The sequence below is a fragment of the Mitsuaria sp. WAJ17 genome (assembly GCF_014174515.1).
Lineage (GTDB): Bacteria > Pseudomonadota > Gammaproteobacteria > Burkholderiales > Burkholderiaceae_C > Roseateles_B.
Genome location: NZ_JACJUG010000016.1, coordinates 83,838 through 97,426, shown reverse-complemented (window position 1 = coordinate 97,426; position 13,589 = coordinate 83,838). Strand labels below are relative to the sequence as shown.

Below are 13,589 nucleotides of genomic sequence, written 5' to 3'. Positions count from 1 at the left end.
GGGCGCTCAGCCCTTGGGCACCAGCAGGCCGTCCTGGCGCAGCTTGCGGTAGAGGGTGCTGCGGCCGATGCCCAGTTGACGAGCCGCCAGCGACAGATTGCCTCCCGCCGCCCGGATGGCATCGCGGATGGCCAGGGCCTCGGTCTCGCGCAGCGGTGGCGGCTGCAGGCCCATGCTGCTGCCGCGCGAGGCCGCGGCGCTGAGCAGGGGACTGCTGGCAGCCGGCGCAGGCATGTTCAGGTAGCTGCCGGGCAGCGGGCTGCTGCCCGCCCCATCGCCCAGCCCTGTGCCCATGCCTGCACCCGGGCAGGCCCAGCTCAATAGCCGCTGGGCTGGCCAGCGCAGCTTCAGGTGCAGAGTCTGCGGGGCCTGCTCCTGGCGGCTGGGGATTTGCACGGGCAAGGGCTGGTCGTGCTGGGCGGCAGCGATCAGTTGGTCCATGGTCAGGCCGAAGAGGCTCTGCACGGACTCCCGGTGCAGCGTGGCCGTGCCGCCGCCTAGAAGGTCCAGCCCGCGGCGGTTGATGCCCAGCACATGGCCGTCCTCGGCAAGGGCGAGCACGCCTTCTTGCAGCGTGCCCAGACCCTCCGCCTGGCCGTGCATCTGCAGTTGAGGGGACTGGCGGAAGCGGTCGGCGAACCACTGGGACTCGATCAGCCGCGCCGCCAGGCTGGCCAGGGCCAGGGTGTGGGGATGGTAGGAGCGGCGGTCGCCGGAGACGTCCAGCACCCCCAGCAGGGCGCCCTTGTGGTCGAAGATGGGGGCGGCCGAGCAGGTCAGGAAGTGCATGGAGCGCAGGTAGTGCTCCGCGCCATGGACCAGGGTGGGGGCTTCGGTCATCAGGGCGGTGCCGATGGCATTGGTGCCTTTGTCCGCCTCGGCCCAGCGGGCGCCGGGGCTCAGGGCTACGCGCTGGGCGCGGGCCAGGAAGCTGGGGTCGCCCAGGGCGTGGAGCACGGTGCCGCTAGCGTCGCTGAGCACGACCATGCTCTGGGCATGCGCCAACTGCTCGTAAAGCATTTCCATCACGGGCAGGGCCTGGGTGCAAAGGCGTGCATTGCGGTGCTGCACCTCCTGCAACGCGGCCTCGCTCAGGCGGTGCAGGTCCGGGGCCTGTCCCGGCTGCAGGCCGAAGGCCTGGCTGCGCTCATGGGAGTGCTGGATGGTCTGCTGGTGCAGTTGCTGCGCGACCAGCATGGAGGCACTGGCTGCTGTTGCGCCGGCCTGGCCCTGGGACACAAAGGCTGTGGACAAGTCGTTCCCCCTGACTTTCATCACGGGCGACTATCACGGAAGCCCTGTCACCTGACAAGCGGGAAACTCTGGTGAACAGGGGGACTTGGCCCCCCTAGCAGGGACAGCTTCGGCGCAGGCTTGTGCGCTGGGCGAGCAGGCGGGGAGCCTGTCCGGCGCAGGCCGGGCCGCAGGCTCAGGGCGTGCCGACGCGGATAACCCGGCGGCCCTTGCTGTCCGCTTCTTCCAACAGTTGGGCGCTGCGGGCGGTCTCCTGCTCCCAGTCCTGGGCGCTGCGGATGATGGTGGACTTGATCAGTACCACCAGTTCGCGCTTGCGGCCACTGTTGGCGCGGTTGCCGAAGAGGGTGGCCGTGAGCGGCGTCTGGTCCGCCCCGGGCAAGCCCGAGCCGCGCCGGCTGCTCTCCTGCTGCATCAGGCCGCCGATGGCGACGATGGCCCCATCGGGCACGCGCACCACGGTGTCGGTCTCGTTGACGGTGCTGGAGGCCAGGGGCAGGCGGTAGTTGCCCGCGGCGCCCAGGTCCACCTGCTTGGTCCGTTCGGTCACGCTGGTGACGGAGGGGTGCACGTGCAGGGTGATCGTGTCGCCGTCGTCGATCTGTGGCGTCACGTCCAGCGCGATGCCGGAGAAGAAGGGCGTCAGCGTCAATGTGGGCATGACCACCCCGCCGTTGTTGGTGGTGTTGCCGGTGGTGGTGTTGGCATTGCCGCCGGAGATGCCGGTGACGAAGTAGTCGTCCGAGCCGACCTTCAGCACGGCCTTCTGGTTGTTGAGCGTGGCCACGCGCGGGCTGGACAGGATCTGCGTGTCGCCATGGCTTTCCAGGAAGCTGATCAGACCCTGGAAGCCGCCCTTGCTCAGCGCAAGGCCTAGGGTTCCATTGCCGGCAGAGGGCAGGGGGATGAGATCGGGCCAGGCCGGACTCTGGTTGGCCGTGGACAGCACCGGCAGGTTGTTCAGGTTGCTGACCAGGGGGTTGATGAGGGTGTTGACCCCCGTCGGGATGGAGGGATTGACGCTGGTCTGGCCCAGGGCCCCGCGCTTGCCGAGGATGGACCAGTCGATGCCGCTCTGGTAGCCCTCGCGCAGTTCCACCTCGACGATCTTGGCCTCCAGCATGACTTGGCGCTCCACGGCGGCGCGCGTGGCCCGCAGGAAGGCCTCGACGGTGCGCAGTTCCTCCGGCATGGCGCGCACGGCCACGGTGCTGGCCTGCGGGCTCACGATCACGCTGCGCCCCTCGCCGGTTCCGACGAGCTGGCGCAGGGCCTCCTGGGTCTCCGCCCAGAAATCGGAGTTGGTGACCGTGCTCACATGGCTGCTCTCGGGCTGCTGCTGTTGACCGGATCCGCTTCTGCCGCTGGCTGTGGTGTTGGCGTTGCCCGAGGCGGTGCCTGATTGGCTGGGGACCATAGCCGCCCCGGCACTGACGCGCAGGTCGCTGCGGCCCACGCGCTGGCCGGGCAGGTAGTTGATGCTGAACACCCGGGTCTGCATCGTGGCCGGATAGACCGTGACCCGGCGGCCCTCGATGCGGAAGTCGTAGCCGTAGACATCGCGCAGCGACTCCAGGGCCTCGCGCAGAGTGATGCCTTTGAGGGTCAGGGACAGCTGGCCGCTGACGCCGGGGTGGACGATCATGCTGTAGCGGGTGTCGGCCACCAGGGACAGGTAGACGTCACGGGCCTGCGCGCCGTTGACGACCAGGTCGAAGCGTGGTTGCGCTGGCTCGGGGGCCGGTGCCTGCGCTGCAGGAGCCGGTGCGCTGGCGGCCGCAGACTGAGCCTCGGCCTGCGCGGCGCGTGCACGGGCGGCGTCCAGCTCGGCACGCAGGGCTGCCACCGGCTGGGCCAACTGCAGGGGCTTTTCGGCGCAGGCACTCAGCAGGCCCAAGCCCAGCAGCAGGGCGGTGCTGCCAAGGCGCTGCGGGCCCGGGCGCGGGGCGGGCCGGAGGGCGGACTGGGCGGGGCGTTTCATGGGCGATCCCTTTTCTCTTGAGACTTGTCGGGCGAACCGGATTCGGGGCTGGGCGTCCTGTTGACGCCGCTGACCATGGGCAGGGCGTGAAGCCCCTCGCGGCTGCGCAGCCAGACCCCATGCTCGTTGACACGTTCCACCGTCAGGGCCTCGGGGCCGCTGCCGATGCGAGCCCCCTGCGCATAGCGGCGGCTGCCGATCAGCGCATAGGCTTTGCCCTCAGTGATCAGGACCTGCGCGCTCTCCGGCAGGGCGGGGGCGCTCGTGATGGCGCCTGACGCGGCCGGTGCTCGCAAGGCCGCGGGCGGCTGCATGGGGTCGCGAAGGAGGGGACCCTGGGGCAGGCTTTGGGGCGCCTGCGCACCGGCCTGCCCGGCCAGCACCAGGGTGAGGAGAAGGGCCGGCTTGAGGAGTTGGCGCTTTGATCGGCTCATGGCTGCGGCCTCAGCACGTACATCTGCACGCTCATGCGGTGAGCGCCTTCCTGCGCATCGCCCTGGATCTGCAACGGGCCCCAGCGCAGCTCGGGCAGGGCCTGCTCGAGCCGCGCGAGGTAGCGCATGAGTTCGAGGTAGTCGCCACGCATCTCCAGGTCCACGGCCTGCCACTGCAGGCCCTGCGGCGCGACGAGCCGGCCGGCCATCTCGGGGGCCGGGCGGGCACCGCTGTCCAGGCGCGTGAGCTGAAGGCGCTCCTGCTTCTGCAGCAGGCTGGTGAGCAGCTGGGGCAGCTGCGGCAGGCTGCCGCTGCCCTGGCGCAACTGATCCAGCTGCTGAGCCTGGGCCTGCAGGCTGTCGTTCAGCTGGCCCAGCTCGCGGCGCCGGCGCGCCAGCTCGGAGTCGCCCTGGCTGAGTGCGTTGAGCTGGTTGATCTGGTCGCGCAGGCGCTGCAGGTCCTGCTCCTGGCGCCGCACCAGGCCCTGCTGTTCGCGCTGCTCCCGCGTCATCGGGTCCAGCACCAAGGTGTCCACGGCCAGCACCAGCACCATGGCCAGGCACAGGAACAGGAAGATGCGCTCGCGCAGGCTCAGCGTGTCGATGCGGCCGGCGATGCGGCCCCAGCGCGTCCAGGCGTCCTGGAGGAAGGTCTGTGCGCTCATGGCTGGCCTCCTCCGATCGCCTTGCCGGCCGCGAGCTTCAGTCCGGGTTCTACACCGCGGACCTGAAAGGCCCAGACGGGCAGTGCGGCCCCGCCCGCGCCCGCCGGCAGTTGCAGGCGCGCGGCCGGTGCCGGCGTGCCGGCACTCCCTGCCTGGGCCGAAGAGATCATCTCCAGCCGGACATCGGCCAGGGCCAGCCGATGCAGCAGCGCTTGGCCCTGCAGCTGGACCAGCCAGGCACGCAGGGCTGCGGGGTCCAGCGTGCCGCCGCTGATCTCCAGCTGACCGGATTGCCAGCGCAGCCCCTGCAGCCACACCGAGGCGGGCACGGTGCCGGCGATGAGGGCCAGGAGGTCGCTGTGCCGTTCACCAGCGACCTGATGGCCGCTGCGCAGCGACTGCAGCAGCTCGGCCTGACCCTGCTGCTGTTCCTTCAGCACCTTGATCTGGGCTTCCAGGGCCTTGATGTCGGTGGTGGCCGGCAGTCCGGCCAGGCTGCGGCTGAGGGCCTGCTGCTCGGCCTGCAGGGCCTGCTGGCGCTGCCGGAACTCCGCCCGACGCTGCTCGGAGCGCCCTTGGATCCAGCCGGCCAGTAGCAGGCTGCCGACCAGGATGAGCCCCAGCGCCTGCGCCATGGCTGTGGCCGTGAAATGCCGCCGCGGCTTCAGCAGGATGGGGGTGAGGAGGTTGATCTGTTGTGCCATGGCGGTCTAGGGGCTGGCCGTTTCGTCGCGCAGGGCCGCGCCCAGCAGGGGCAGGCAGGCGGCGGGCATGACCTGACCCTGGCCCAGGGGCTCGCCCTTGAACAGCTGCTGCGGCAGCAGGGCCAGGGTGCGCAGCCCGAGCTCCTTCTGAAACAGGCGGGCCACCGCTTCCGCGTGGTCGGCGCTGAGCACATAGAGGCGGGCGAGCGGCAGGCCGGGCCAGGAGCGCTCCCAGACGTCGATGGAGCGCTGCAGCTCGATGACGAGGCTGGACTCCTCGGCCTCCATGCTGCCGAAGCTGAGCTCGTCGCCGGGCATGTACTCGAAGCCCAGGGGCACCTCCTCGCGGACGGCCTCCTTGGCCGTGCTCGTGGCGCGCTCGAAGAGGCGCTCGTCAGCGTCGAGCCGGCGGGTGTAGTAGAGCTCCTCGCCGGCCGAGATGGTCAGCAGGCACTGGCCGGGCAGCAGCATGAGGGCTGCCGTGGCCTTGTCGGACAGACCATCCATGGCCGCCTGGGCCGTCTGCAGATTGCGCTGCGCGGTCTCCCAGACATCGACCACCCGGGTTTCCTGCGCGCTCGCCGCGCCCGCCAGGCAGACGCGCTCGATGGCCGCGTTGCGGGCCGCGAAGACCAGCATTTCCTTCTGGCTGCGGGAGTCGTCCCCGGCCTGCAGCACGTCGATCGTCAGCTGCTCCAGCTTGCCCTCAACCAGTTCCTTGAGCTGCCAGCGTGCCGCCGCCTTGAGCTCGTCGGGCGGCACATTGGGCGCGGGCAGCTTGTAGACGGCGTAGTCGTCCAGCTCCAGCAGAGCGATGACCTGGCTGCTGCCCAGGCCCAGGCTGCCGAGCTTCTGCAGCCACTGCGCGTCGTCCGCCTCGCCCCGGGCCAGTTCGCCCAGGCTCAGGACCTCGCGGGGCCAGGTCTTGCCTGGCGCCAGCTCGACCCAGCTGAAATGCCCGGCCGAGGCGCGGAAGGCCAGCACGCCGCCCTGGCCCAGGGCCTTGCGCCAGGGGCTGCCCAGCTTTTGCAGCAGTGTCTTCATGGGCGGCCTCCAGGCAGAAGGCGCTGTGTGCGGATCAACTCAGTTCTCCCGCTGGTAGATGATGGAGTCGGTGCCTGTGTAGAGCCCGAAGCTGGCGCGGGCGCTGGGGTCCTTGTCTGCGGCCGTGCCGCACCAGGACCAGCGCAGGTGGCTGAGGTTGGCGCCGCTGCTGGCGGCGGGCGAGGGGCTCCAGCTGAGGCAGCTGGCATCCGTGGCCGAGCTGCCCAGGGCCAGGGCGAGGTCATAGCTGCCGCTGCGCGCGAGGGTGGGTTTGCGCAGTGTGATCAAGGCCTGGCCCTGGTTGAGGGTGATGGGGCTGTTGAGCACGACGGCATCCGCTGGGACCATGTTGCGAAAGTTTCCGAAGCTGATCTGGTTGCCGCTGATCATGGAGCAGCTGTCGAGGGTGTTGACCTGGTAGACGCTGCCGTCCCAGTACTGGGCCTGCAGGGGCAGGTTCAGGTTGCGCTGCTGGGAGCCTATTGCATTTTGCAGGCGCAGGCGACCATAGCGCAGGGCGACTGTCGCGACCAAGCCGCGCTCGTTGCCGTTGGCCGGATAGTCCGTGTCCAGATTGGGCAGGTTCACGCCGCTGACCTCGCCGTCCGAGGGCAGCAGGCCGAAGCTGGCGTTGAAGGGGCCGTCGGGGCTGCTGGCGCCGCCGGCGCCGGTGGCTCGCGCGGCGTTGAGGACCAGGGTGACGGGGCCGGCCGGCGAGCTGCCGCCGGCGTCGCGTGCGACGCCGTTCTCCCAGGTGCCGCTGGCGCTGACGGCGCTCAGCCGACCGCCGCCCGTCTTGAAGGTCGTGCTGCCGGCGATGCCGGCCGGGCCGAGGCCGGCGGGTGCCGTCAGGCTCAGCTTGGCGTAGGCGCCGTGGTAGTTCTGGGTGATGGCGCCGAGCGCGTTGAGGGCGCTCAGGTTGAAGCTCAGCTGGAAGTTCTCGCCGAGGTAGCTGAAGGCCGAGGCCGGCGAGCAGGCGGCCGTGCTGCGATGGCTGACGGCGCCATTGGAGACGGCGAAGCTGGCGGGGATGAAACGGCCCACCTTCGTGTCCTGAACTCCGCTGGCATTGAAGAAGTAGCCCTGCATGTTCAGCCCGAGGTAGCCTGTGACCACGTTGCTGGTGACGAAATCGAAGCCGCCCACTTCGGTGTACTGGAGGTTGCTGACGGTCTTCGTGCCTCCGGTCACGGCCACGGAGCCATTGTTGAGGGTGCCCAGCCTGACCGGGCCGCTGCCGCCGGTGGCCTGCAGGGTCACGGTGTGGGCGAAGCTGGGCGCCACGCCGCCGGCCGTCATGGCGCTGAAGGTGGCGCCGCTGTCCGGAACGCCGTCGCTGCCGCTGTCGGCGCTGGCACTCCAGCGGTAGGCCGCCACCGTCGCGCTGAAGTTGGCGCCGGCCGCGCCGAAAACGGGATCGCCGGAGCCATAGCGGGCGGGATTGTCCGTGCTGCCCATCTTGACCCCGCTGATGACGATGGCGAAGGGGCGCACCGTCAGCGGCCCGAGGCTGGCGCTGAGCGTGCCGGAGGCATAGCTGCCGGTCTCGTCGGCCACGCTGAGCGTGTATTGGCCGACGTCACTGGTGTCGAGGTTGAAGCTGCTGACGCCGTTGACAAAGTTCAGGGTGACGTTGCCGCTGGCCGGCTTGGCGGTGGGGATGCTCACCACAGGAGAGCCCACGCTTGGCGCCGTCCAGGAGCCGCCGCTGTCCGTGCGCCAGAGCTTGAGGCTGCGGTTGCCGGCGTAGTCGGTCGCGGGACCGCAGGCGCCGGTGACCGCGTCCTTCTTCACCAGCGTGAGCAGCATGTCGTGCGGGCGGCCAGCCACGGCCATCCCGCTGCCGGAGATCTTGTCGTTCGGGTCTTCCTGCCAGACGAAGGCGTTGTCGCGGAACTGCACCGTGGCCGAGTTGGTGTTGGCTCCGGTGCCGGTGTCGGTCACCAGCACGGTGAGGTCTCGGGCGGCCGCGTGGCTCAGGGTGAAGCGGGCCACGCCGGCATCGCCGCTGACGAAGGTGTAGGTGGCCTGGCCGTTGTTGCTTCCCGCGGAGAACGTGCCCCCCGGGGCCGGGCTGCCCTTGGCCCAGGTGCCCATGCCGCTGGAGGTCTTGAGCGTGATGGTGCCTGTATAGCCCGTGATGGTGTTGCCGCTGCCGTCTTTGGCGGTGACGGTGATGGTCTGCGGCGCGCAGGTGGAGGCCGAGCCCGTGCCGGTGATCACGAAGCTGGCGATGGCGGGCACGCAGCTGTTGAGGTTGCGCGTCGTGCCGTCCCAGTTTTTGCCGGCCCTCTGGTAGTTGTAGATGGCGCTGACGTCGCTGGCACTGAGGGCCGTGTTGAAGACCATGAACTCGTCCAGCGGCGCGCGGAAGGCCTGCAGGTTCAGGCTGTCGCAGGAGCTGCCGATGTAGCGCAGGCCGTAGCTGCTGCTGGCGCTGTTGATGCGCTGGCCCAGGGTCTCGCGGTAGCTGCCGTCGAGGTAGAGCAGGGTGCTGCTGCCGCTGCCGACCAGGGCGATGTGGTGCCAGCCGCTGGCCAGGTTCAGCACCTGCGAGCCGATGCTGGGCCCGCTGACGTTGGTGTAGACCCGCCAGCGGTAGGCGTCGTTGTCGCGGGTGTACATGAAGTCGCCGATGCAGCTGCCGCCGACGGGGTCCAGCGCGGCCAGGGAATGGATGCTGTTGCTGTTGTCGATCGCGAAGGGCGTGAGGTACCAGGTCGCGATGGTGTAGGCGCCTGAGAGCGGCACCTTGCTGCTGGTGGTGAGGTAGGTATTGAGCGCGTTGCTGTTGAGGTAGCGGCCCACCACGCCGCCGGCCGCGGTGCTGGGCTTGGCGCCGGAGGAGGTGGCGTGGAAGCTGCCCCGGCTGTCGCGGGCCTCGCCCGCGCTGCCGTTGTAGCTGCACTCGTCGAAGTGGTAGTCGGCGATCAAGCCCACGCTGCTGGCGTCACAGCTGCTGATCCCGCCGATGGCGGCCTGGTCCGCGGCGCTGAGCGTGATGCTGGAGCCCCCCGAGAAGCTCAGCGAGCCCTTGATGGCGATCATGCCGGTCAGCACGGCGTTGTTGCCCATGATGACGCTGTTGGTACCAGTGCCGTAGATCACGCCACGGAAGGTGTTGTAGTTGCCGAAGGCGGCATTGGCACTCGGCCCGAGTTCGATCAGCCCGTTGGCTGTTGGGCCCGCGGTGTTGAAGAGGAAGCTGTTGCCGACCGACAGATAGTTGCCCATGTAGATCTTGACGGCGCCGGACAGGAGCACGGTGACGTTGTTGCCCATGCTCCAGTTGTAGAGGTAGTAGGTGCCTGCGCCCAGGGTGATGGTGCTGCCCGAGGCCACGTTGAAGTTGATGATGTAGTAGGTGCCGCCGCTGGTCGAGAAGCCGTCCACGACGCTGACGGTGCTGTAGGTGCCGGCCGCCAGCGGGCCGCTGCTGGCGTTGGTGCTGCTGCTGAAGCTGGGAAAGCTGGCGGGCACCAGGGGCGGGAAGGTGGTCGCGTTGTTGTTGCGTACGCCGGTGGTGGGCAGGTTGGGGCCTGAACCGCTGGTGCTGAGGCCGTTGACCAGGAAGTCGCTGGGCAGGCTCAGCGAGCCGCCGCTGCCGGCGGTCAGAGCATTGGCGGTGGGCAGCGGGCCGCATTGGGCGCGGGCCGGTAGGGTCCACAGCAGGCCCAGGACCAGCCACAGCAGCGCCAGCAAGGGCGGCAGCATGCGGGATGCATGGAGCGTGGAGGACCTCTTCATCGTGCCACCCGCCTGCTGAGGCTGCGTTCCACATAGGTCGCCGACGGCGTCGCGCCCGCTGGGCAGGCGCCGCCCACCGGTTGGTTGCAGGCTACTGCCGTCAGTTCGTAGAACACGAGAGTGGTGGCACCATCGCTGACCGTGCCGCTGGCCGGCGTGCGCGCGCAGAACACCGTGACTGTGAAATCGGAGAGCGTGGCGTCTGTGGCCGGCGCAAAGCTCAGCTGCGTGGTGCCAAAGCAGGCGGGCGCGGCCGCCGGCGGGAGCGGCTTGCGCAGGACTTCAAAGCTGGCCCACTCCAGCCCGGCATGGGCGGCCTGGTAGGCGCGCGCCGCGGACAGCTCGGCCGCCGAGCCCATGTGCTGGCGTTGCGTGAACAGGGCCATGGCGGCGCCGAGCGCGCCCAGCACCACCAGGATGAAGACCAGGGAGGCCGTGGTGAAACCGGCTTGCGACCTGGGGCTCATGGCAGGTTCTCCACGTGCACGGCCCGGAAGAGCTGGACGGACTCATTGCCCAGCACCGTGTCGGCCTGCAGTTCCAGCCTCAGGTTGACCGTGCCGGCCCGGTAGGCCACGACGGCGGCCTCGTAGACGAAGTTGCAGGACTTGACGCCCTCGGCCAGCAGGGCGCTGCTGCCGCCCGTGGGCGGGTCCGGCAGGGCCGGCTGGAAGCCGTAGCCGCTGTAGCGCGTCAGCGTGCGGGCCGTGGGGTCGCAGCGATAGGTGATGGGCGAGCTGACGGCGTAGACACGATAGGGTGGCGCCATCAGGCTCACCGGCAGGCCCGGATTGCTGGCCAGGTTGATGGTGGTGGCGGTGCCGGCGGCGTTGCTGGCAATGCGCCGATTGCTCGCGCTGCTGATGCCCGCGTAGGCATTGGCATCAGGCACGTTGACGCCGAGGTTGTACCAGACCAACTGCTGGCTGGCCTCCATGGCAAGACCTGGCCCCACCAGCTTGAAGCTGGCGGCAGGCGTGCCGAAGACCAGGGCACCGGCACCCTCCGTCTGGTAACGCGCGGCGCCGGTGGTGGGCACCAGCTCCAGGGTGGTGCCGGCGGCGTTGATGCGCACGCTGTTGGGCAGGGACTCCGCAAGGTCCCGCGCGATGCGCCGCAGGGCGAGGTCGGTGCGGGCGGCCAGGTCCGCGCGGGCGGCGCTGTCCAGGTAGCCACGTATGGCCGGCGCGATGAAGACGGACACGCCCGCGATGATGCCGCCCATCACCACGATGACCATGACGGCCTCGATCAGCGTGAAGCCACGCTGGCCTGCGGCGGGGTGGCGTTCAGCCCGCATTGGGAGCCTGGCGGGTCCGGTAACCCTGCAGGGTGACCGAGGTATTGCCGGGGCCGCTGACCTGCACGGTGATGCGCAGGGCATCTCCGGCCGGGACGGTCATCAGCGCCGCAGGCGCGATCTGCACGCTGGCGCTGTAGCCGGACAGGCCTGCGACGGGGGAGTTGGTGATGTCAACGATGCCGCTCATGCTGAAGCCGTGGTAGTCGTTGACATTGTCGAACTGCGGGGCGGTGTAGCGCGTCTCGCCGGCCTCGGGGCCCAGAGCCTCGGCCGTTGTGGCGCAACCTGCCGCGGAGGCGGCGGTGGTGGCGGCCGCATCGTCCGGATCGCAGAAGGTGAAGGGCTGCAGCTGCACTTCCTGCAGCAGGGATTCGGCGATGGCCAGGGCCTGCCGCTGGGCCTGTGGGTTGGCACTGGCGCGCGTTGCCATGGCAAATACCTGCAGCACGCCGGCCAGGGCCAGGCCCAGGACCATGATGAAGACCAAGAGCTCCACCAGGGTCAGGCCGGCCTGGGGCCGCAGGGTGGCGGTGAATGCAGGACGGTTGGGCATGGCCGGCATGCTAGTGCAGGCGGGCCTGTCGCGGCGCTTCAAGGAAGCGCGTGAAAGAGGCCCGTTTCGTTTTCAAGACGGTAGCGCTTGCTGTGGCTGCCGTGGCTGACCGTGAGATCAAGGGCACTGCCGCTGGAGGTGCTGGTGAGCCCGGTGCTGGTCGCAAAGAACGTCGCGCTCACGGGGCTGCCCAGGCTCAGGCAGGGACTGTTGCGGGCCGGGCAACTGACCGGGGTCAGCGGCGTGCCGTCACCATAGGCGAATGTGGCGCCCGTGCTGCTGAAAGTGGCGACGATGGCCCGGCGCTGGTTGATGGCCAGGCTTTGCACTTCCAGGCAGCGGGAGCGCAGGTCGTCGCCAAAGGCCCGCAGCCGCCAGCCGTCGAGATCGGCGAACTTCGGTGCGGCATAGACCGCCAGTGCAGCGACCAGCACCAGGGTGATGATCAGCTCGACCAGCGTGAAGCCCGCCGCGGCACGGCGGGCCGCTGAGCTCATCAGAGGATGCCGGTCGCCGTGAAGGCGGCGCTGGCGCCACTGGGGCCGTTCACCACGCAGTCGGCCTTGGTGGCATCGGCGCCCACGGGGGCCGGCGTGGTGATGGTGTAGCCGGACGGCACATCGCCGGCCTGCAGGGCCTTCTTGACGTCGTCGCAGTCCACGATCTTGACGCCCGCACCAGTGCCCTTGGCCTTGCGCTCGGCGTAGTTGATGGCGGAGGCCGAGCTCAGGGCGCCGGCGACACCCTGCACGGCGGCGGCCTTGGCATCGCTGCCGAAATCGACGAACTTGGGTAGGGCGATGGCTGCCAGGGCGCCCAGGATGACGATCACCATCACCAGCTCGATGAGGGTGAAACCAGCTTGATTGTTCTTGCGCATGCGGATAGCTCCGTGATTCAGGCCAGGCCTGACATCCGGCGTGACGGCCCACGCCTCCACTCCTAGACCGGATGTGTGCTCACGGTATCGGCTTTCGACCTTCAGGGTGAAGGACTTCTTTCACGAAGTCTCGCAAGGTGTTGCCCTGCCAACGCATTCCTGCGATCCAGCTCAAAAACCGGGGCAGGGAAAACGCTGCCAGGACGGCCGGTTCGCCCGCTGCTGTCGCTCCCGGGATGCGGCGGTCGTCCGCCTGAAACAGGCAGGGGTGGGGCGCTAATTCTCGGTTTTCAAGGGCTTCAGCTTTGAAAGGCCGGATTTGACAAGCCGTCCGGAAGAACAGTGTGGTTTTTTAAATCCCCCATTGCTCGCGCGGAATAATGTTGCGCATCCCGGCTCACTCGTTCTTGCCGCCGGATAGGTAGAGCTTAACAAAGGCCTGCCGCATTCTGTAAGAGGGCCCCTGCCCAATGAACTATTGAATGGGTGAATCATGCGCAAATTGTCGCGATTCCTGTTTCTTCTTGAAATCGTGCCGCTGCTGGTGTTCGTTGCCATCCGGGCTCTGGGTCTGGACATGACGCAGCGCATCCTGGTGGCGGGCGCATGCGCCCTGGCGGCCCTGCTGCTGCTGAGAGCGCTGCGGGTGGCCTACACGCCGCTTTTCTTCGCTACAAACGTTTTCTTCGTCTTTGCGGCCTCGCTGCTGCTGTCACCTTTTGACGGGCTCAGCGCCTTCTTCCTCTATCTCGGTGAGGTGGGGATGTTCGTGACCATTCTTCTGGTCGGCTTCATCTGGCTGCTGAGCCAGGATGCTGGCCTTTTCCATCCCAGCACGGCGGCCGGGATCAAACACAAGCGCTATTCCTGGCTATTGCTGCTGGTCTACGCAGCCTGCCTGCCCATTGCCTGGACCTTCAAAGGCAACGAAAACCTGGCAGGGGCCCTGCCATTCATGTTGATCACTGTCGCAGAGAAGCTCTTCTACCAACTCCAGCTGCGTGAAATAAAACGAGGTGCATGA

General features: G+C 68.6%; 13 protein-coding genes. 1 reads left to right on the top strand and 12 read right to left on the bottom strand.

Features of this window, described 5'->3' with window-relative positions; translation table 11 throughout:
• Positions 1-6: 6 nt before the first annotated feature.
• The 12 genes from H5407_RS14505 to H5407_RS24675 form a co-directional block, all read right to left on the bottom strand.
• Positions 7-1,254 (bottom strand): sigma-54-dependent Fis family transcriptional regulator, encoded by a 1,248-nt coding sequence (locus H5407_RS14505; RefSeq protein WP_183105170.1) that lies wholly within the window; start codon positions 1,252-1,254, stop codon positions 7-9.
• Between the two features lie 175 nt (positions 1,255-1,429).
• Complete coding sequence (locus H5407_RS14500; protein ID WP_183105169.1) at positions 1,430-3,235, bottom strand: pilus (MSHA type) biogenesis protein MshL; 1,806 nt, start codon at positions 3,233-3,235, stop codon at positions 1,430-1,432.
• On the bottom strand, positions 3,232-3,669 hold the full coding sequence (locus tag H5407_RS14495) for a hypothetical protein (protein WP_183105168.1): 438 nt from the start codon (positions 3,667-3,669) through the stop codon (positions 3,232-3,234). The genes H5407_RS14500 and H5407_RS14495 overlap by 4 nt, the downstream gene beginning before the upstream one ends.
• Positions 3,666-4,334 (bottom strand): type II secretion system protein GspM, encoded by a 669-nt coding sequence (locus H5407_RS14490; RefSeq protein WP_183105167.1) that lies wholly within the window; start codon positions 4,332-4,334, stop codon positions 3,666-3,668. The genes H5407_RS14495 and H5407_RS14490 overlap by 4 nt, the downstream gene beginning before the upstream one ends.
• Complete coding sequence (locus H5407_RS14485) at positions 4,331-5,038, bottom strand: PilN domain-containing protein (RefSeq protein ID WP_183105166.1); 708 nt, start codon at positions 5,036-5,038, stop codon at positions 4,331-4,333. Before H5407_RS14485 ends, H5407_RS14490 begins: the two co-directional genes overlap by 4 nt.
• A gap of 6 nt (positions 5,039-5,044) precedes the next feature.
• Complete coding sequence (locus H5407_RS14480) at positions 5,045-6,082, bottom strand: hypothetical protein (protein ID WP_183105165.1); 1,038 nt, start codon at positions 6,080-6,082, stop codon at positions 5,045-5,047.
• 39 nt (positions 6,083-6,121) lie between these two features.
• Entirely contained in the window at positions 6,122-9,796 is a 3,675-nt protein-coding gene (locus tag H5407_RS14475; RefSeq protein WP_183105164.1) for a LamG domain-containing protein, read from the bottom strand.
• 29 nt (positions 9,797-9,825) lie between these two features.
• Positions 9,826-10,296 carry a hypothetical protein gene (locus H5407_RS14470; RefSeq protein ID WP_183105163.1) on the bottom strand — a complete coding sequence of 157 codons (471 nt, stop codon included), beginning with the start codon at positions 10,294-10,296 and terminating at the stop codon, positions 9,826-9,828.
• Positions 10,293-11,129, bottom strand: a complete 837-nt coding sequence (locus H5407_RS14465) for a type II secretion system protein J (RefSeq protein WP_183105162.1) — start codon at positions 11,127-11,129, stop codon at positions 10,293-10,295. Before H5407_RS14465 ends, H5407_RS14470 begins: the two co-directional genes overlap by 4 nt.
• Positions 11,119-11,685, bottom strand: coding sequence for a prepilin-type N-terminal cleavage/methylation domain-containing protein (locus H5407_RS14460; protein WP_183105161.1), 567 nt, complete (start codon positions 11,683-11,685; stop codon positions 11,119-11,121). Before H5407_RS14460 ends, H5407_RS14465 begins: the two co-directional genes overlap by 11 nt.
• A gap of 38 nt (positions 11,686-11,723) precedes the next feature.
• Positions 11,724-12,182, bottom strand: coding sequence for a prepilin-type N-terminal cleavage/methylation domain-containing protein (locus tag H5407_RS14455; RefSeq protein WP_183105160.1), 459 nt, complete (start codon positions 12,180-12,182; stop codon positions 11,724-11,726).
• Positions 12,182-12,565: a type II secretion system protein gene (locus H5407_RS24675; protein ID WP_183105159.1), complete on the bottom strand. Its 384-nt coding sequence runs from the start codon at positions 12,563-12,565 to the stop codon at positions 12,182-12,184. The genes H5407_RS14455 and H5407_RS24675 overlap by 1 nt, the downstream gene beginning before the upstream one ends.
• A 493-nt stretch (positions 12,566-13,058) precedes the next feature.
• On the opposite strand from H5407_RS24675, the gene H5407_RS14445 reads away from it, so the two are divergent.
• Complete coding sequence (locus H5407_RS14445; protein WP_183105158.1) at positions 13,059-13,589, top strand: hypothetical protein; 531 nt, start codon at positions 13,059-13,061, stop codon at positions 13,587-13,589.